The sequence below is a fragment of the Faecalibacterium sp. I3-3-33 genome, from assembly GCF_023347295.1.
Classification (GTDB): Bacteria; Bacillota; Clostridia; order Oscillospirales; family Ruminococcaceae; genus Faecalibacterium.
In genome coordinates, this window is the sequence record NZ_CP094469.1 from 155158 (window position 1) to 175328 (window position 20171).

11 protein-coding genes are annotated in these 20171 nt (G+C 55.8%); 8 read left to right on the plus strand and 3 right to left on the minus strand.

The window, feature by feature from the left end:
• Positions 1 to 5 precede the first annotated feature (5 nt).
• Positions 6 to 737 carry a hypothetical protein gene (locus MTP39_RS00720; protein ID WP_249241066.1) on the minus strand — a complete coding sequence of 244 codons (732 nt, stop codon included), beginning with the start codon at positions 735 to 737 and terminating at the stop codon, positions 6 to 8.
• Between the two features lie 207 nt (positions 738 to 944).
• Here MTP39_RS00720 and MTP39_RS00725 point away from each other — a divergent pair, with 207 nt between their 5' ends.
• Entirely contained in the window at positions 945 to 5645 is a 4701-nt protein-coding gene (locus tag MTP39_RS00725; protein ID WP_249241068.1) for a protein kinase domain-containing protein, read from the plus strand.
• Positions 5646 to 5701: 56 nt separating this feature from the next.
• On the opposite strand, the gene MTP39_RS00730 is transcribed toward MTP39_RS00725, so the two are convergent.
• Positions 5702 to 8320, minus strand: coding sequence for a S16 family serine protease (locus MTP39_RS00730; RefSeq protein WP_249241069.1), 2619 nt, complete (start codon positions 8318 to 8320; stop codon positions 5702 to 5704).
• A 213-nt stretch (positions 8321 to 8533) separates the two neighbouring features.
• On the opposite strand from MTP39_RS00730, the gene MTP39_RS00735 reads away from it, so the two are divergent.
• A complete protein-coding gene (locus MTP39_RS00735; protein ID WP_249241070.1) occupies positions 8534 to 10039 on the plus strand; it encodes a hypothetical protein in 1506 nt (501 codons plus the stop codon).
• A gap of 206 nt (positions 10040 to 10245) precedes the next feature.
• Here MTP39_RS00735 and MTP39_RS00740 read toward each other — a convergent pair whose 3' ends face one another.
• A complete protein-coding gene (locus tag MTP39_RS00740) occupies positions 10246 to 11130 on the minus strand; it encodes an AraC family transcriptional regulator (RefSeq protein ID WP_249241071.1) in 885 nt (294 codons plus the stop codon).
• A 249-nt stretch (positions 11131 to 11379) separates the two neighbouring features.
• On the opposite strand from MTP39_RS00740, the gene MTP39_RS00745 reads away from it, so the two are divergent.
• The 6 genes from MTP39_RS00745 (at position 11380) to MTP39_RS00770 (ending at position 20138) form a co-directional block, all read left to right on the plus strand.
• Complete coding sequence (locus MTP39_RS00745; RefSeq protein WP_249241072.1) at positions 11380 to 11955, plus strand: YcxB family protein; 576 nt, start codon at positions 11380 to 11382, stop codon at positions 11953 to 11955.
• Positions 11956 to 12040: 85 nt separating this feature from the next.
• Entirely contained in the window at positions 12041 to 13075 is a 1035-nt protein-coding gene (locus MTP39_RS00750; protein WP_249241073.1) for a TRAP transporter substrate-binding protein, read from the plus strand.
• A 101-nt stretch (positions 13076 to 13176) separates the two neighbouring features.
• Entirely contained in the window at positions 13177 to 13665 is a 489-nt protein-coding gene (locus MTP39_RS00755) for a TRAP transporter small permease (protein WP_097771428.1), read from the plus strand.
• Complete coding sequence (locus MTP39_RS00760; RefSeq protein WP_249241075.1) at positions 13665 to 14984, plus strand: TRAP transporter large permease; 1320 nt, start codon at positions 13665 to 13667, stop codon at positions 14982 to 14984. The genes MTP39_RS00755 and MTP39_RS00760 overlap by 1 nt, the downstream gene beginning before the upstream one ends.
• Positions 14985 to 15104: 120 nt before the next feature.
• The gene (locus tag MTP39_RS00765) at positions 15105 to 17600 is read left to right on the plus strand and encodes a glycoside hydrolase family 31 protein (RefSeq protein WP_249241076.1); all 2496 of its coding nucleotides are present in this window, start codon (positions 15105 to 15107) and stop codon (positions 17598 to 17600) included.
• 21 nt (positions 17601 to 17621) lie between these two features.
• Entirely contained in the window at positions 17622 to 20138 is a 2517-nt protein-coding gene (locus MTP39_RS00770; RefSeq protein ID WP_249241077.1) for a glycoside hydrolase family 31 protein, read from the plus strand.
• The last annotated feature ends 33 nt before the right edge of the window (positions 20139 to 20171 follow it).

Genomic DNA, 20171 nt, shown 5'->3' on the forward strand with positions numbered 1-20171 from the left:
TCAGCTTAGTCCTCGTTTTCGTCCTTGTCCCCGTCAGCGCTATCGGGCTCTTTAGAGATGTGCAGCAGCTTTTCAAAGAGCTGCTGATCCTCTTCCGAAAGTTCAGGCGCTGCACCGGGCTCTTCCGTCGCTTCCTCGTCCAGCTTTACCGCAAACGGAAAGTGGAACGGCTTGTCCGCGGAACCGTCCTCCTTGGAACTGTCCTCCGATTTCTCCGTCGGATGGATGGAACGCAGGAGCTCTTCCAGAAAACCGTCCACAAGGGAGGAGTCCGGGGCGGACGGCGCGGGCTTTTTCGGCTCCGAGGCATCCGTGAGCAGGCGAAGCAGATCCTTGCAGTGGAGGTCCATCATAGCGCAGGCATACGTCAGTGCACGGGACAGAACCGCGTCCGTGGGGATGCGCTCAACGCAGTCGATATAGATATGGAACAGCAGCCGACCGCTCATGGAGTTCAGATGGAAGCAGCCGTTCTTTATCGTGCTGTTAAGGTCCGAGATAAACGCCTTGACCGGAGCGCGGTGAGGGGGATCGATGATCAGCGGAAACTCGGCGTCCAAGAGGATGCAGTCGTCCTCCATGTGAAGAGAAAACATGGTGAAAAAGAACGAGGAGAACGCTGCATAAATGGGGAAATGGAAGCAGTCGGCATCTTCATCGAACATATACTTCATGTGGTTCTTGTCAAGATGCTCCTGAACGCGCTGTACAAGTTTCTGCGAATGGTTGATCTTCATAAGAAATACCTCCGTTTTTTGGGGTTCGGCGGGCGTTTCCCGCTTCAGTGAGTACAGTATAGCGTAAGCGGATACCCTGCCCCCAAAAAATTAGTTTCGCAGTCAACCTGCATAAGAAACTGGTAAAAAGTTGTGCGTATTTGCCATAGAGCCGAAGGCTTAGGTGTGGTACACTGAAAAAAACGGCGAACAGGGAGGAATGGAACATTGCGGAAGAAATGGGCGGAAGGGACTGTCCTGTACACACGGGATGGAGCAGAGTACAAAATAACAGCCTCCAACGAAGCGGGCGGGACGGCGATCATTTATTATGCGGAAAAAGCCGGCAGCGGCATCCGCGCCGTGCTGAAGGAGTTTTACCCCCAAGAGTGGGAGCGCCGGAAGGGGGTCCCGGTCGAGCGTGCGTGTGTAGACAGCCCGGACGAAGATCCGGGTCTGCTGAGCTGCTATGAAAAGCTTGCCAAGCAGGCGGCGCGGGAAATGGAGATCAGTCAGGAGGTCGCGCGGGAAACCGTTCATGTGTGGCCGGTGCGCGGGATGCTGGAGGTGCAGAGCATCCGGGAGCCGGACGGCACGGTATGGCAGGCAGAGGGCACGCTCCCCTGCTGCATTCTGGAAATGGACAACCTGAACCACAAGGACGGCCTGTGGTTACAGGATATCCTGCGGGAAGCCGGAAAGAAAAAGAGCAAAGAAACCCCTTTGGGCAATTTGCAGCCGAACAGCAAGCCGGTGCTGGCGGTGCCGCCGCTGCAAGTGACGCTGATGCTGGTCTGGCGTCTGCTGATCCTGCTTGCAAAGATCCATGAGGCGGGCTACCTGCATGGAGATATCAACTTGGGCAATGTGTTTTTGGCAATGGATGATAAGGGCGCAAACGTTCTGAACGCCATGCTCATTGATTTTGGCAGCGCCCGCGCACTGGTGGACGGGAAAACTGCGCCGCTCGGCGAAGAGTCGGTCATGGCGACCCCGGGCTTTGCCGCCCCGGAGCTGAAGGGCGGCGGTGAGCAGCGCCTGACCCCCAAGGCAGACGTTTACGCAGTGGGCAAGCTGATGCACTGCCTGCTGGATCAGAACATTCTGGAAGCGCTGCGGAAGGGCTGGTATTCGGATCTCGAGAGGGATCTGAAAGCCCCGACGCTCAATGCCAGCGGCATCAACGACCCGCAGCTCACACCGGCGGTGCAGAAAAGTCTGGATCAGATCCTTTCCGGCGCGGCAGAAATAAAGCCGGAAAAGCGCAGCTCCGTGCAGGAAATGATGGAACAGATCATGCAGCTGTACCGCAAGATCGAGCCGCCCGCTTGGCAGATGAGTCTTGGCCTTTTGCAGCTGAACGGCGACGAGGTGCTGGGGCGCGATAAAGATATCAAAAAAATCGAAGCAAAACTGTGGGCCGAGGGAAAACTGGTGCTGCACGGCTTTTCCGGCATCGGCAAAACCAAGCTGGTAACGCTGCTGGGGCACAAATGGCAGAGGAACTATCCCTGTTCGCAGGTGTACTATGCCTTTTACCCGGGCAGCATGACCGGCCTTGCGGTGGATACGCTGGCGCGGAATATGTCCACGGTGGCATTTACCGAGCAGAAGGACGGAAAGGAAGTCCCCCGCCCTGTGGCCGGGATCATTGATGATATGTTCCGGGAACTGAATGCCCACATGCACGAAAACGACCTGCTGATCATCGACAATGTGGATGACGACACACAAGAGTACTGGGATTCTGTGGTGCACGAGGAAACGGTGCAGGGACAGACCGATCTTTTTACCCGTCTGTGCCAGCTGAATTGCAAGGTGCTGTTCGTGACCCGTCTGGATGTGTCGAATGTCACCGGGATCGTTCCTTTCGAGGTGGACAGGCTGGAATTGGAGCCGCTGCGCGCGATCCTGCGCGAAAACAGCAAAGATGCCAAGGGGCGCAGTGATGCGCAAAAGCGCAGTGACGAAGAGCTGGACAGGCTTATTGCGTTGGTAGACCGCCACACCATGACGGTGGATATGATCGCCCGCACCATGCGGGAGAGCCGACTGACCGTCCCGGAGATCTACAAGGAGTTGAGCTGTGACGGCTATGGCTCGGGCGCCTTTGTGGAGATCAGCGGTCAGAAGGACACCGACTATTCAAAAAACCGGATCGAGGGGCATCTGATCCGGCTGTTCCGTCTGGCAAATTTTAATGAGTGGGAGCAGGATATGCTGCGCTATGCGCAGCTCATCGGCGAGAACAGCGGCATGTACGAAACGCTGTTTCTCTCCTGCTGCCCGCATGAATCGAAAGACGAAAACACCAAGAACCTTGAGGCGCTGAATCATCTGCTCCGGCTGGGATATGTGCAGCAGAAAACGGAAGAGGATTCAGAAGAAGTTATTTTAAACCTGCATACGCTGGTGCGGGTGGTGGCAAGGAAAGTGCTGGCGATTACGCTGGAACAGTGTGATATCTTTTTGAGTGCGTTGCCGCTTCCGTATAGAAGATATGGCGTGCAAATTTCTCCTCAGAACCGTATTGCGATGGCAGAAGCCTATATTCAAGCGCGAAAAATTGCGGAGAAAGAAACATTTCTGTTTGGCTATTGGTCCAGCTGTGCGGCGGCGTGGCTTTTTAATGTAAAAAATCGCAGTCGAAAAGAAAATTATGTTCTCCGTATAGTGGAATATCTTCCGGATGCAATGTGCATCTACAATGCTTTGAATGACGGTTTGCTGTCTGTTGCGGGTGTCTCGGATATACAGAAAAAAGTAATTTGCCTACACTGGAATTTGTGGAATGTTTTGAGCTATGTGACACCTGAGTATGTACGGAAAAACTATGAAACGACGGAATTGGCGCGAGAATATTGGACAGTCTGTCTGGAAGAGCCAGATCGAAAACTGACGTATCCGGTGCTGTTTCAGGAATATGAAAAGTATAGTGAACGGTTAGAAGAAATTAAACGAAAGCTTTCGGAGGAACTTCATCCGGATAATTATTTGGATTACTGGCCTTATACGGATATCGCCAGCAATGAAAAACAGATTCAGGTTGGAAAAGAATTGCTGGAACATTTTGAGAGAAAAACAAATGAGGATTACGAACATTATCTGAGAATCTGTAAATGGCTTGCAGAAAAAGCAAAGGAAATTGACTATGAGAAAAATCCAGATAAAGTTCAGATTTATGTACAGGAAGAAAAACAAGCGGCACAAGAGTATCTGGAATTTCTACAAGAGCAGGAGCCAATAAACTATGAGGAAATTATAGAACTTTGCTGGGATCGTATAGAACGTTTTGAAAAATTTTTTGCATTTTTTATTTCGGATGATGAGGAAACGCTTCGAGAAGAATCTGTTCAGTATGAAAAAATTCTTCTGGAAACTCGGTGTGATTATTCGGACTTTTTGATGAAGAAAGAACCAAGTGATGTAATTGCGCAGATGGAGTGCTGCGATTATATAGCATATCGGTTTAAGGATGAAGAAAAAAGCCGACAATATAAAAACCGTGCCTTTCAAGTTCAGTTGGATTTTGTAGAACATCCGAAAAAGTATCTCCCAATACAGGATCCACTGGAAGAGATGAGGGTTTATTGGCAAGTTGCAGATTGGGCAAGCCAACAGCCCAATAAAGAAGCATTGAAACAAAAACTTTGCAAAAAAATATTAAAAGTTGGACAAGCAAATGAAGAAAGGGTGCATATAGGCTTAACGAAGAAAGAAATGGATAACGATCCCAAAAATGAAGAAGAAGACTACATAGTTCCAGCCAGTTTAAGCGAGAAAGTAAACTATGAAGCAATTCCAATGCGCTATAGGCGCAAAAAAGCTGAGTTTTATGATATCTTACGAAAAGCAGCTTATCAGCTAGGAGAAGAAAAAAGAGCAGAAATATATGCAGAAAAGTGTAGATATATAATATATGGAACGCATAGACGAGATCTTTTTTCGAGACGGAAGGTGATAGGCGACAAGATTTTTTATGAACAACCGAAGCGTGTATCCATCATTGACGAGGAAACAAAGTCTCTTCTGAGTGATTTACAGAATGGGGAGATGACAAAGCAAAAAGACCGGAAGTATTGCCAGGCGATTTTTGAGAAAGCAAGGAAGAATAATGGTGGCAGTATAGCATCTGAATTCATGGATGACTTACAGAAAATCGTGGATGCTTATGAAAAAGTAAAAGATTATGACAAAGAACTGAAATGGCTCAAGCAAATCATCCTTTTGCAGTCTGCAGGTCGGTGGTTTGATAATCCGGTCGTGACAGTAAGAACGCCAGACGGAAAAACGACGACGGAATTTTATCCGGGGCATTACTTTATGGAGCCGTACTATGAAAGAGCAATTTGTACGGCACGGAAAAATCACGATGAAAAAAGTGTGATTGAACTGACAGAGGAATTGTTTGATATTCTCTCAAAGGACAATCAGGCAAGAAATCGTGATGGACTGTTTCCAAGGATTTCGGATTTGCTGATTTGGCTGCGGGCATGTGGTCTATACATTTATTGCTGCTGTGTACAAAAGAAATATGACGGTGCAAAGGATGCTTTGCTTAAAGCAGAAAAAGACTTGGGAGACTATATTAAAAACTGGAATAGAGGGATGACCAAAGTAACTGAACAAGTCAAACAGGCTGAGCAATTTGAGGAACAATGGTATGCGTCTGACTTACAAAACTACGTGTCGATTATAGAGGAGTATAATAAGCAAAAAGAACCGATGTTCCGTTTTTTTGAAGAACAGTTGTCTTTACTAAAAAAAATTCTTCCAGAGCATCATCCTATTCTTTATATGCAACGTGACTTGCAGATTTGGTTCTGTGAAGACGAGGAACAGCTCAAAACGCTTGAAACACTGAACGAAAAGGAAAAGCTCATTGCGATTGAGAATGGATGGGCTTCTTGGTGGGAGCCTGACACCTGACAACAAAACTCCCCCTGCGGAAGCCGCAGAGGGAGAAAGCATCATTCTAAATCCGTTTACAACTCCATGCACTTTGCCCAGATCTCGGCCAGCGTATCCGCAAACAGGATCTCCATGCCCTGTGCATCGGCCTGCTCCCGGAGCTCCGGCGGCAGGTCGTCGCGGTTTTCGCCGGGCAGAAAAAGCAGCTTGCAGTCGGCGGCAAGGGCGGCTTCGGTCTTTTCCGGGATGCCGCCGACCTTTCCGACACTGCCCAGAAGATCGACCGTGCCGGTCAGGGCAAAGGTGCGGGGGACGGGCGTTCCGGTCAGCAGGCTGGCAAGCGCCAGCGCAATGGCGCAGCCGCCGGAGGCGCCGTTCTTGGGCTCATCGCCGCAGAAATGGATGTGCACCCCCTTGCCCTCCGGCAGTGTTTTGCCGGTCAGCTGTTCGGCGGCGGTCAGGGCGGTCTGCACGCTCTCCCGCAGAGCGTCCTGTGCAAAGCCGGTGATGGTAATGCCGGGGCGTTCCGTCAGAACGGCCTGTACGGCATCGCGCGAGCCGAAGCTCACACCGGCAGAGCTGCGCATGACTGCCAGCGTACTTACAAGCCCGGTCGTATCCTCCGGGAGGTGCGCCGGGTAGTGGTTCAATGCGGCGGGCGGGGCACCAAGCACGGTCTCCAGCAGCGCTTCGTTTACCGTCAGTTCCTTTTCCTGTGCCCGGTACAGGGTCAGGGTCTCGCACAGGCGGTTCAGCATGCTTTCCATGTCACGGCAGCCGGGTGCGCGGCAGTAGCGGCGCACCAAAAGGTCCGTGACGTTTTCCGGGAACAGCGCATCGGGCAGGCCGTATTTTTTCAGCGCGGCAGGGAGCATGGCCTGCTGTGCAATGGCCTTTTTCTCGGCCAGCGTATAGCCGTACATCGGCATCAGGTCGCAGCGGTCCCGGAGAATGGGAGAGACCTTTTCCAGATCGTTTGCGGTCAGAACAGGGACCAGCTGGTGCAGGTCGATATCGCAGTCCAGATGCTTTTCGTAAAAACTGCGGTGGCCGTCCAGCAGGTCCAGCAGGGCAAACTGGGATTCTGCCGGCAGCTTGTCCACCTCATCCAGCAAAAGAACGGCACGGGTGCTGCCTGCGCGCTTGAGCGCCTGCGCAATGACACCAGCGCAGCTGTTGTTGTAAACGATGCTGGTGCCTTTCAGGTCGGCGGGCTGAAGCCCGGCGCAGCTGATCTTCTCGAACGGAAGGTTCAGGGACTGGGCAAATACACGGCAGAAGTGCGTCTTGCCCGTACCGGCGGGGCCGACAAAAAGCAGCGGACGGCCTGCCTCGTTGGAGGCTTCCATACCGGCAAGCCGGGCGCGCATCGTGTCCTTTACATTGTCCAGACCGATGATCTGCTTCACACCGCATTCAAAGGAGGGCAGGTCGAACCGGAAGGGCAGCTGAGAGCGCTGGAAGCGTGCAATGTAGGAAAAGCGCTCCATGGCATCGGAACGATTGGTGCTGCTGCGCTCCGAGAAAGAGCCGCGGTTCTCGTTGATGGTCTGCATCAGCGCCTGACCGACCTTGCGCATACTGTCGGAATAGACCCCCTGACGGAATGCCAGCACGTTCTTCTCGTATTCGCTCAGCTGTGCCGCGCCAAGGAATTTTTCAGCGGCAGGGATCGTGATGGGCAGCGCCGGGTCGGGCGCGTTGGAGGCGGCATGGAAAAGCCGCTCCACGCTGGTTTTCAGGTTCGTCATGCCCTCGTCCGGGCAGTAATGATCCAGCAGCCAGGGAAGGACGTCCGGCTCCAGAACAAGGCCGCTGCGCGTGTTGAGGGTGTCGAACAGCGCCTTGCCGAATGCGAGACGCTCCTCCCGCGTGGGTGCGGGCATGGCGATCACCGCGTCAAAGGCACTGATCAGGTCGGCGGGCAGCGAAGCGGTGCTTTCGGCTTCGGCGATGATGTTGGCGTTTACATGTACGGAGGTGCCAAGGTAAAGGTCGTGCACGGTATGCTCGCGCACCAGCTGGATCAGCGCAGGGAACGGGTTGCCGTTCTGCCCGCCGAACGTAATGCGGTCTACCCCGGTAAACTGCAAAAGATCCGCCTGATCAAGCGCCGCATCCGCCAACATGCCATAGGTGGAATTGTTGTACCCGGATTCCTCTCCCGCCAGTGCGACGGGGGAGCTGATGGAACCGCAGTCGATGCGCCGCGGCTTGTAGTGTGCGGCGAGGATGTCGCCAAGCAGGGTCTTGCCGATGCCGGACGGGCCGACCAGCAGCACACGGAAAGGAACGGCAGTGCGGTTGGTGCGGCTTACCAGATCCAGCAGGGTCTGCTTGGCGGGTCCACAACCGGTCACCTGTTCCATTTCGGTGCGCAGCGCCTCGATATCGACCTGACGAAGGATGTGAGGCTTCTGGCACTGCCCCAGAAGGATCAGGGCGCGGCGGATCTTGTCCGTGCCGCAGCTGTCCAGAATGGTCCGAACGTCGGAGGGATACAAAAACGCATTCAGCTGATAAAATTCATTCAGCGCCCTGACGTTCAGGTGAAAAAGCGGGTCGTCCAGTGCGTCCTTTTTGCAGTCGGACTGAAGATACGACAGGTGCATGGTCAGATGACGCCGCATGGCAGGGGTCATTTTCGAGAAATTTTCGGACATTTTATCGTGACTTTTTTCGAGATCGGGCATAAAGCAGCCTCCTTTTGAATGGTCTGGGATCACGAGCGTTCCTTGGGAACGATACCAGATTAGCATACAAAAGAGACGCTGCCCGAAAAAATGTCGGAAGGCTTTTAGGTTATTTGAGATTTTTGAGACCAGATATAAAAGATGTGCTATAATAAGGGCAGTTGAATGGGGAGACTATACCCTTCAGCCAGAAATTCAGAGGAGGTCAACAAAATGGAAGACAACATGATGCCCCAAACGCGCGAATCGGAGCGGCAGCTGAACGAGTGGATCGAACAGACGCGGGATAACGAAAACGCGGTGCTGATGAATGCAGAAAATCTGCTGGAAACGCTGACGGATTGGAGAACGGTGATGACGCCCGGCTTCTGCGTCTGCCGTGCATTGCAGACCCATTATCCTGAAATTTTGGAAGGGCTGGACTGCCCGGATCTCAAGCAGCTGGACCATTCGAGGGGATGGTCGGCAGCGGTCCGCCGTCAAGTTGCCCGGCGGCTGGAAGAAGCGCCGAATATTGGCCCTCTGCATGATGCGGCATGGGGCACGGTGCTGAACCGCGGTTATACGGAAAGCCGTGTTGGCTCGAAGAGCGAGATCTACAAAATGGCGACGGTTTTTCACCTGACGGATGAAGAGGTCGAGCGGCTGTTCATGCTCTACAACCAGAACTGGAACCCGCATAATCTGCTGGACGCTGTATTTCTGGCAATGCGCAGGCACTACCGCGACAACCTTACATGGCGGGATATGATGGAGGTGCTCAAGGGCTTTTTGCGCCAGACCAATGGCACCCGGAACGCTGCTGCGGGCACGGAGAGCGGCGGCACGCAGGCGCTCCTCCGCATGGTCGATACCGTCCCGGATACGGAGGAGAGCCGGGCTGGTGATAGTGCCTTCAATGCAAAGCTGGTAGAAGAACTGGTGAAGAATGCCGACTCGCTTGACCAGGCAACGCTTATGGATGCGGACGGAACGGACCCGCTGTCCGGGCATTATACCAGCAATTACACGCGGGAGTACACGCGCACGGCAAGCTTGGCGCTCAAGGGGCTGCTGCAGGCACTGGTGATCCTCTTCCCGAAAGTCCCTCCGTATGTGCTGACGAAGGATGGCTTGCCGGAGGAACTTGCCGCGCTGTTTAATGAGATGTATGCCTATGTGGGCACCCGTGTGAATGACAACAACGAGGAGCACATGGAACGGGAAGATGATGCAATGGAGGAAAAGCTCCGGGCGTATCTGAATGGACGCTTGCGGTCTCTCCCGAATGAGGTGAGCCAGACGCTGAGACCGCTGCATGGCGCAGAACCCACGAACCGGGTACTGGATCATGACGGCATCCTGCTGTTGGGCTGGTTTATGATCCTTGCAGCCAGATTCAACGAAGAAAGCTGGGAAAAGCTGGTCGAATATGAAAAGGAGCATGAGGAAGACCCGGACGCAGACCTGTTCACGAAGAAGTCTGGAAGGCTCCTCCGGGAGATCGCAAAGATCGACAGCAGCAGCGATCCGAAGGAACAGACGGAGCACATGGTCAAGGCGCTCAACGACCTGCTGAGTATTTTTGAGCAAGCAGGTCTGAAGGGTATCGGCCGGGTCTATCTGGCGCGCATGATGGATCGCCTGATCGTAGCAACGATGCTTTATGCAAGCACGCGCAATGACGTTTCCAAGAACATGGATCTGGTGGAAGCACTGCTTCATCCTGAGACCTGCTGATAGCGAGCTTCCGGTCTGCCGTGGTCACACCCCGGCGAAAGATACTGTTCCATCTCCCCTCTCGGCACCATCCGGGCACCGATGGGACTGAAGATCTACCGTAACTTTGCACAAGATACAACCAAGGCACGGAAAAGGCCGGACCCATTCAAAGGGGTCCGGCCTTTTCTGCATACACGCGAAGAAAAACAGGCGCAGCGGTAAGCCTACTGCATCCGGTGCTGTGTGCGGTATTCGGCGGGGGTGATGCCGTACAGGCGGCGGAAAGTTTTCAGGAAGCTGCTGTAATCCGGGAAGCCACTCTCGGTGCAGGCGTTCAGGACGGAAACGCCCTCTTCCAGCGCCTTGCGGCAGTGCTGCATCCGCAGATAGGTCAGGTAATTGTGGATGCTCTCCATGGTGCACTCCTTGAATGCGCGGGAAAGGTGCTCCCGGCTGGCGTAAAGTTCCTGTGCCAGCTGCGCGGTGGTCAGGGTCGGGTCCTGATAATGGGCCTGCAGGTAGGCCACCGCGCGCGCGACCAGCACACTGGTGCTGCTGGGGGCAGCGGTCTGTCCGCTGCCGGTGGCCTGCGTGATGAGCAGCAGCATCTCAGCGACCTGCGCCTCAAAAACGGTGTCCCGGATAGAGCCCGGCAGCTCCAGACTTTGCCCCATACGGACGAAAAGCCCCGCAAAATCCCACTTGCGGCAGGCTTCGCTGTCCAGCACGGTGAGCTGCTGCAGCCAGCCTGTGTTTTTCAGGTTCACGCGCCGACGGGTGGCCTGCCAGAGGGCGTCATCGATCTGGACGACCAGACGATCCGACTGGTCGTCATCAATGTTGAAGTTGCCGGAGTGGTAGACCTGAGAGGGAAAGTAGATCAACTCCCCCACATGGACCAGATACACGCTGCCGTCCACCGAGTAGCGCACCGTGCTGCCGCCGATGGGGAGCACCAACTCGTGATACGGGTGGGAGTGCACCACAGACTGCTTGTTTTCCCGGTTCGTGTACCATGCGACCAGAAGCCGGGTGTTGCTCAGCCCCATCCGCGCCTGCGCTTCCGTAAGGACATTATCGATATAATGTGTGACCCGGTCGATGCCCATAGCCGCTCCTGCTCCTTGTTAAAAAAATAAGAATCATTCTTTTACGTCCTTTTTTGCCCTAGTATATCAGTACATATCACATTTTGCAACATTTAAATCACAAAATCTGCGGAAAATCCATGTGTTTTTTAGTATGATAAGGGTGCGAGGAGACGAGATTGACCAAATACACAAAAATGTTTCAACGTTTTTGTGCTTATCGACAAATGCACCGGTCGCATTTCGTGACCGCCTGAAAGGAGTCCGTCCATGCAGACCTCAAAGAATCATTTTGAAGCCAAGGTGGTCTTTAATGATGAGACCATCCGCCGGATGTTCCGCACAGAGTTCTACACCTACGAGGGGATGCGGCATCTGCTGTGGCTTGCAGCGGCCTTTGTGCTGGTGATGGCGGCGCTGTTCACCGCTATCCCTACCGTTATAAAGGTGCTCTGCCTGCTGGTGGGCTGTGCCATGTTCGCCATGCCGGACTTTTTGAGCCGGGTGGCGGCTGAGGGCGTCATCATGCAGCGGGGCGGCGCGGAAACCACCGTGAGCTGCCGGGTCAACGATAACGGCGTGGACGTGGAAAACGGTGCCCACATCCCCTTTGCAAAGATCGACCGGCTGGTGGAGGATGACCAGTATTTCTACATCTTCCAGAGCCGTCAGATGGCAGTGATGATCCCCAAGGGCAGCCTGCTGCCCGCAAACCCGGAGCGGTTCGCAAAGGTGCTTGCCAAGGAGACCGGCAAGGACTGGCAGCGCTCCAAGAGCCTGTGGGGGCTCAACCTGAAAGATCTGATCCAGATGGGAAAGGACCGCTTTCAGCGCAGCGCATCCTGAGCGCTGCACCGCTACTATGTTGTTTCACAGCCGGTTGGCTGTGATCGTGGGACACGATAAAACAAGATAAGGAAGGAAAAACACTATGAAAATCACTCGCAGACAGTTCGTACAGGTCATGGCAGTTGCTGGTGCATCTGCCCTGCTCACCGCTTGCGGCGGTTCTTCGGGCAGCACTGCCGGTTCCGGCGCAGCTGCTGCCACCGGCGGCAGCTTCAACCTGAAGCTGGGCCACAATCTGGCCGAGGATCACGCTGTGCACATCCAGCTGACCAGCTTTGCAGAGCAGGTCAAGGAAAAGACCGGCGGCAGCATCAACATCCAGATCATCCCCAACGGCACCCTGGGCAGCGAGGCTGACATGATCTCCCAGATCCAGGCAGGCGCACTGGATATGGCAAAGGTCTCCGCTTCCACCCTGGGCAACTTCAGCGAGAAGTACAACGCCTTCTCCGTGCCTTATGTGTTCAACGATCAGGCACACTACTACGGCTACATGGACAGCGACTCTGCAAAGGCAGTCTTTGAGTCCACCGACGATCAGGGCTTCCGCGGCCTGACCTGGCTGGATTCCGGCGCACGTTCTTTCTACACCAAGGCTACTGCCATCCGCACCCCGGCTGACCTGAAGGGTCTGAAGATCCGCACCATGGACAGCCAGATGGCTATCGACATGATGAACTGCCTGGGCGGCTCCGCTACCGTTATGGGTTACAGCGATATCTACACCGGTATGCAGCAGGGCGTCATCGACGGTGCCGAGAACAACGTCACCGCACTGCGTGACCACGGCGACGTGACCAAGTACTACTGCTTCGACGAGCACACCCGCATCCCCGATATGGTGGTCATCGCTTCCAGCGTGTGGAACAAGTTCTCTGACGAGCAGAAGTCCATCGTGTCCGAGTGCGCCAAGACTGCTACCGAGGAGTACAAGGACGCTTGGAAGAAGTTCGAGGACGAGGTTCTGGACAAGGCTGTGAACCAGAACGGCGTCGAGCTGGTCAAGGATGTGGACATCGCCGCATTCCAGGCCGCTGTGCAGCCCATCTACGAGAACCTCAAGACCTCTAACCCCACCACCTACGCGGTCGTGGAAGAGATCCGCGCAATGGCCTAAACGCCAACGCATTGCTTTCCATCCTTATCTCCCAAGCTGCGGGCAGCGCACGGTGCTGCCCGCAGCTGCGCGGGAGGGAATGAGTTCAAGGAGATGATCTTGTGAAAAAACTGGATAAAATTCTGGATAATGTCATGCGCTTCCTCATGGCAGTGGCAATGTTCGCCCTGCTGGCAGGCGGCACTTGGCAGATCTTTACCCGCTGGATCCTGCGCAACCCCTCCACTGTGACGGACGAGTTTTTGCGCTATGTCCTGATCTGGGCTTCCATGATCGGTTCCGCCTACTGCTTCTACAAGGATAAGCATCTGGCACTGGATCTGGTCAAGGGCCGCGCAAAGGGTGCGTTCAACGTTGTGCTCAGCGTGTTCATCGAGGCCGCCATCGTGTTCTTTGTGGGCTACGTCTTTGTTTACGGCGGCTGGAAGCTGACTGCAAACGCCACCAACGTTTCCTCGGTCATGCGCATCCCCTTCAAGTTCCTGTATTCCATCCTGCCGATCTCCGGCGTGTTCATCATTCTGGCCCGCGTGCTGAAGTATGTACAGCTCTTCGCGGAGCGTAAGGAAAAGAAAGGAGAAAACGCATAATGGTTGCACAGGCTACGTTACTGCTGTTCGGTTCCTTCTTTGTCATGCTGCTGGCCGGTGTGCCCATCTCGGCAGGCATTGGCATTGCATCCATCTTCACGGCACTGTTCAGCATGGACCCCGCAATTTTTGCCCTGACCGCCGCACAGCGCTGCTTCTCGGGCATTGACTCCTTCTCTCTGCTGGCGCTGCCCTTCTTCTCTCTGGGCGGCAACATCATGAACAAGGGCGGCATTGCAAAGCGCCTTGTCCGTCTGGCACGTCTGGCTGTGGGCAAGATGCCCGGCTATCTGGCTGCCACCAACGTTCTGGCCAATATGTTCTTCGGTGCCGTTTCCGGTTCCTCCGTGGCAGCTACTTCTGCCATGGGCTCCATCATGGCTCCGCTGGAGCTGGATGAGGGCTACGACCCCAACTACTCCGCAGCCGTCAACATCTGCTCTGCCCCCACCGGCATCCTGATCCCCCCGTCCGGCCCGCTGATCCTTTACTCCATCACCGCCGGCGGTGTTTCTGTGGCTGCTCTGTTCATGGGCGGCTACCTGCCCGGCATCCTGATGGGTCTGTGCGTGGCTGGTCTGGCTGTGTTCATCGCCGTCAAGAAGGGCTATAAGTCCTCCGACGTCAAGGACCCCGACCCCGCCATCAAGATCATCATTGATGCAGTGCCCTCTCTGCTGGCCGTCATCATCGTCATGGGCGGCATTCTGGCAGGCTTCTTCACCGCCACCGAGGCCGGTGTGGTGCTTTGCCTGTACTGCGGCCTGCTGTCCATCCTGTACAAGGAGATGACCTTCAAGAGCTTCTATAATCTGCTGGCAGACACCATGGAGAGCAGCGCCACCATCCTGTTCCTGATCGCCGCTTCCTCCATCATGTCCTACGTCATGAGTTACTCCGGCATCCCTGCCGCTATCAGCAACGCGCTGATGAGCATTTCCAACAACCGCTACGTCATCCTGCTGGTCATGAACGTGTTCCTGCTGGTCATGGGTATGTTCCTGGATCTGACCCCCGCAGTTCTGATCTTCACTCCCATCTTCCTGCCCATCACCCGCAGCATCGGCATGAGCGATGTGCAGTTCGGCATCATGCTTATCATGAACCTGGGCATCGGCTCGGTCACCCCGCCGGTCGGTTCCTGCCTGTTCGTGGGCTGCGGTGTCGGCAAGGTCAAGATCGAAGGCGTTACCAAGTACATTGTGCCGCTGTTCACCGCCATGGTCGTGGCACTGTTCCTTGTCACCTTCATCCCTGCCATTTCGCTGTGCGTCCCGTACCTGTGCGGTCTGGTGCCCAGCCTTGGCTGGACGTTCTAAGCCCTGACTGTTCCGGGTAAAGCAACGAATACGTTGCCCCCATTTCTCTGAAGATATCCTGCATCTGAGGGGGAATGGGGGCATTTTTTTATCAAGAATCAACTGAGAGGAGTAAAAACAATGGAGATCTGCTCCCGTTTTACCGGCATGGAGCGCAAAGACGGCGCTTTCCTGCTGCATACTGATAACGCTGATATCAAGGTCTGCTTTGTGACCGATGAGATCGTCCGCGTCCGCGCAAGCTTTGACCACGAGCTGGCAGAAGAGTCCTATGTCCTGATGACCACCGCATGGGAGGATCGGATGGACGAGCTGTTCAAGGGTGAGCGCACCCGTGTGGAGCCCTTTGCCGCACAGGTCACCGAGGATGACAGCACCCTCACCTTTGCCACCGGCAAGGTGACGCTGGTGGTGGACAAAGACCCCATCAACTTCAAGCTGCTGGCTGCCGACGGTTCCGAGCTGTACAGCACCCTGCCCGGCAACCCCTTCGTCAAGGATTCCAACAACCGCGTGGTGGCTTACAGCCGGATGAAGGAGGACGATTGCTTCTACGGCTTTGGCGAAAAGACCGGCCTGCTGGATAAGAACAAGACCTTCCAGCGGGAGCGCGCCACCGATGCCATGGGCTACGATGCCGAGAAGATGGATACCCTTTATAAGCACATCCCCTTCTACATCCGTCTGGACCGCGACACCCACAAGGCTGTGGGCGTGTTCTACCACAACTTCTACGAGTCCGTGTTCAACATGGGCTGCGAAAAGAGCAACTACTGGCCCCGCTACACCTATTTTCAGGCAGACGGCGGCGATCTGGACTGCTTCCTGATCGGCGGCGACACCATTGCCCGCATCGTGGACAACTACACCCTGCTGACCGGCCGTCCGGCCCTGCTGCCCAAGCGTGCACTGGGCTATCAGGGCTCCAGCATGTACTACCCCGAGCTGGAGAAGGACAGCGATGACGCTGTGCTGGGCTTCATCGACACCATCAAGGAAGAGGGCTTCCCCATCGACGGCTTCCACCTGTCCAGCGGCTACACCAGCCAGAACAACAAGCGCTGCGTCTTTACATGGAACACCGAACGCTTCAAGGACCCCAGCGCCTACTTCCACGCCATGAACGAAAAGCACGCCCAGAACGTGCCCAACGTCAAGCCGGGTGTCCTGCTGTGCAACCCCCGTTTCGACGAGTTCAACGCAGATGACGTATTCGTGAAGGATAGCAAGAACCCCGAGACCTACGGTGTCGGCAAATGGTGGGGCGGCGACGGCGCATTCTGGGACTTCACCAAGCCCGAAGGCCGTGCAGCCTGGAAAAAGTACCTCACCGAGTCCATCATTGCCGTGGGCACCGACTCCGTCTGGAACGACAACTGCGAGTACGACAGCCTGATGGACAAGGACTGCACCTGCGATTTTGACGGCAAGGGCGGCACCATCGGCCAGCTGAAGCCCCTCATGAGCACCCTGATGTGCAAGGTGGGTGCCGATGCTGTGGTGGAGCACAACGCCAAGGCACGCCCCTACATGGTCTGCCGCAGCGGCAGCGCCGGCATCCAGCGCTATGCCCAGACCTGGTGCGGCGACAACTATACCAGCTGGAAGAGCCTGAAGTACAATATCCCCATCATCGCCGGCATGGGTCTGTCCGGTCAGCCCAACGAGGGCGCGGACATCGGCGGCTTTGCCGGTCCCGCACCCACCGAGGAGCTGTTCGTGCGCTGGGTGCAGAACGGCATCTTCCAGGCCCGCTTCTCCATCCACTCCGCCTCCAACGACAACACCGTTACCGAGCCGTGGATGTTCCGGGAGTCTGCGGACACCATCCGGGACGCCATCCTGCTGCGTTACCGCTTTACCCCCTATCTCTACAGCGCTGAGTACGAGGCCAGCCAGACCGGTGCGCCCATCATGCGTGCTCTGGTCTACGACTTCCAGAACGACCCCAAGGCATGGGAGGAGAGCTTCGAGTTCCTGTTCGGCCGGGATATTCTGGTGGCTAACGTTCTGGAAGAGGGCGCCAAGACCCGCACCGTCTACCTGCCCGCAGGCTGCAAGTGGTACGACTGGAACGATAAGTTCCGCTGCTACGAGGGCGGCCAGACCATCGAAGTGCCGGTCACCATGGCTACCATCCCCATGTTCGTCCGCGAGGGCGCAGTGATCGCCATGGCAGACAACCAGCTGATGACCATGGAGGGCGACCACACCACCGCCCTGCACCTCATCGTGGCACCCAAGGGCACCACCACCACGACCCTGTACGATGACGACGGCATCACCAACGATTTCAAGAGCGGCGTGTACCGCAAGACCACCATCACCACCACCGCAGGCGAGCGGGTGACCATGAACTTTGCCTCCGAGGGCAGCTACAAGGACACCGTGGAAACCATCAAGGTGGAGATGATCGCCAAGGAAAAGAGCCCCTTCTGGGTCACGCTGGATGGCCGCAAGATCGAGCACTTCCTCAACCGCCGCAAGTTCGACGCCGCTGCCGAGGGCTGGTATTACAGCCAGAGCAAAAAGGCTGTGGAGGTCAAGTACGCCAACCCTGCCAAGGATCACGAGCTGACCGTTTCGTTTGAACAGTTCGACCTGATCGGTATGTAACACTGCACGGAGGAACCTCTTATGCTGCTGCGTAGTTTTGAATCCTTTGAAAAGACCGAAAACGGCTACCTCATCCACGGCGATGCCGCCGATGTGAAGCTGGTTTTCATGACAGACGATATCATCCGCATCCGGGTGCACTTCGACAAGGGCACTCCCATGGAGGAGGAGTCCTACACGCTGGTGACCACCGCGTGGGAGGACCGGATGGACACCCTGCTCAAGGACGAGCGCACCCGCATCACCGCGCTGGACGTCCCCTGCACTGAGGACGATAAGACCCTGACCTTTGAGACCGCACACCTGACTTTGAAGCTGTTCAAAAAGCCTTTCCACTTTGAACTGTTCGATAAGTCCGGCAAGCTGATCTATCAGGATCTGCGGGAGCGCGCCTTTGAGAAGGATCAGATCGGCCGTCTGAGCCACTTCTCCAAGGTGGACCGGGAATTTGACCACTTCTACGGCTTTGGCGAAAAGACCGGCCATCTGGATAAAAAGGGACGCCGCCTGCGGATGTCCCCCAAGGATGCCATCGGCCACGACCCCGAGACCGGCGACCCCATGTATAAGCACATCCCCTTCTATATCCGGGTAAATGAGCACGACCTGCGCCCTGTCGGTCTGTTCTACCACAACTCCTACGACTGCGTGTTCGACCTTGGCGAGGAGCTGTCCGGCTACTGGGAGCGCTACTGCTACTACCAGACCGACGGCGGCGACATCGACCTGTTCCTGCTGGCCGGTGAGACCCTGCCCGAGATCCTGAACGAGTACACCCTGCTGACCGGCCGCAGCGCCCTGCCCACCAAGCAGTCTCTGGGCTACTGCGCCTCCACCATGTACTACGCCGAGCTGGAAAAGAACTGCGACGAGGAGATCTACAAGGTCATCGACAAGCACGAAAAAGAGGGCATCCTCATCGACAACTTCTGGCTGGCTTCCGGCTATTCCAGCGGCGAAAAGGACAACCTGCGCTATGTGTTCAACTGGAACTACAAGCGCTTCCCGGAGCCGGAAAAGTTCTTTGAGAACATGAACGCCCGGGGCATCAATGTCATCCCCAACCTGAAGCCCGGCATCCTGAAGCACCACCCCTACATCGACCTGTTTGAAAAGAACGATGTCTTTATCAAGACCCCGGACGGCAAGGCTCCGTACTACGGCCGCTGGTGGGGCGGCGAGGGACGCTTCTTCGACTTCACCGGCCCCAATGGCCGCAACACATGGAAGCAGCTGCTGGAAGAGAACATCCTCAAAAAGGGCACCAAGACCGTCTGGAACGACAACTGCGAGATGGACGGCGTGGAGGACCGCGATGCCCAGTGCGACTTTGAGGGCAAAAAGGGCACCATGGCAGAGCTGAAGATCCTGCACTCCAACCTGATGGCCTACACCGCCAAGCAGGCGCTGGCAGATGTGTACCCCGGCGAGCGCCCCTATATCATCAACCGCGCAGGCTACGCCGGTATCCAGCGCTACGCACAGGTGTGGGGCGGCGATAACCTGACCGACTGGCGCACCGTCAAGTTCAACATTGCCACCATTCTGGGCATGGGTCTGTCCGGCTGCTCCAACATGGGCTGCGATATCGGCGGCTTTGCCGGCCCTGCACCCGAGGCAGAGCTGCTGCTCCGCTGGCTGCAGAACGGCATCTTCCAGCCGCGCTTCTGCCTGAACTCCGCCAACAACGACAACACCGTCACCCAGCCGTGGATGTACGAGGAGAACCTGCCCTACATCCGTGCAGCTTACCAGCTGCGCTACCGTCTGATGCCCACTTTGTACTCCCTGATGTACGAGTCCAACCAGAACGGTATGCCGGCATGGCGTCCGCTGTTCCTGGAGTTCCCGGAGGACCCCAAGTGCTACACCGACAAGAACCTGACCTTTATGTTCGGCAAGAGCATTCTGGTGGCAAACGTGGTGGAAAAGGGCGCAACTACCCGCACCGTCTACCTGCCCGCAGGCTGCACTTGGTACGATATGAACGATAATCTGCGCGCATACGAGGGCGGCCAGACCATCGAGGTTCCGGTCACGCTGGCAAGCATCCCCATGTTCCTGCGCGGCTCTGCCGTTGTGGTAACCACCGAGGACGTCAAGCACATCCTCAAGGACACCATGCGCCAGATCGACCTGCTGGTGGCTGCCGAGACCGACACCAGCTTTGTGCTGTACGATGACGACGGCCACACCGAGGACTACAAAAACGGTGTTTACGCCAAGACCACCATCACCGTCAAGGCCGGCGACCGCACCGACATCCGCTTTGCCACCGAGGGCAGCTACGCTTCCCCTGTGGAGCGCATGACCCTGAAGCTGGTCAGCAAGAAAAAGGGTGCGCTCTGGGCCAGCGTGGACGGACAGCAGCTCCCCCAGTACATCGTCCGCGACGGCTGGGAGGCCGCAGAGTCCGGCTGGTACTACAACCTGCCTGACCGCACCATCTGGGTCAAGTTCGCAAAGCCTGCCAAGAAGGACTTTACGGTGACTGTCTCCACCGAAAAGTTTGACCTGATCGGTATGGCAGAGGACTAAAAAGCTATTTCCAATCTTCTTTGATTCTTCTTC

What these genes read in the sequence shown, in the direction of transcription:
- MTP39_RS00720 (WP_249241066.1), bottom strand. Translation starts at nt 737, where the DNA reads ATGAAGATCAACCATTCGCAGAAACTTGTACAGCGCGTTCAGGAGCAT.
- MTP39_RS00730 (WP_249241069.1), bottom strand. Translation starts at nt 8,320, where the DNA reads ATGCCCGATCTCGAAAAAAGTCACGATAAAATGTCCGAAAATTTCTCG.
- MTP39_RS00735 (WP_249241070.1), top strand. Translation starts at nt 8,534, where the DNA reads ATGGAAGACAACATGATGCCCCAAACGCGCGAATCGGAGCGGCAGCTG.
- MTP39_RS00740 (WP_249241071.1), bottom strand. Translation starts at nt 11,130, where the DNA reads ATGGGCATCGACCGGGTCACACATTATATCGATAATGTCCTTACGGAA.
- MTP39_RS00745 (WP_249241072.1), top strand. Translation starts at nt 11,380, where the DNA reads ATGCAGACCTCAAAGAATCATTTTGAAGCCAAGGTGGTCTTTAATGAT.
- MTP39_RS00750 (WP_249241073.1), top strand. Translation starts at nt 12,041, where the DNA reads ATGAAAATCACTCGCAGACAGTTCGTACAGGTCATGGCAGTTGCTGGT.
- MTP39_RS00760 (WP_249241075.1), top strand. Translation starts at nt 13,665, where the DNA reads ATGGTTGCACAGGCTACGTTACTGCTGTTCGGTTCCTTCTTTGTCATG.
- MTP39_RS00765 (WP_249241076.1), top strand. Translation starts at nt 15,105, where the DNA reads ATGGAGATCTGCTCCCGTTTTACCGGCATGGAGCGCAAAGACGGCGCT.
- MTP39_RS00770 (WP_249241077.1), top strand. Translation starts at nt 17,622, where the DNA reads ATGCTGCTGCGTAGTTTTGAATCCTTTGAAAAGACCGAAAACGGCTAC.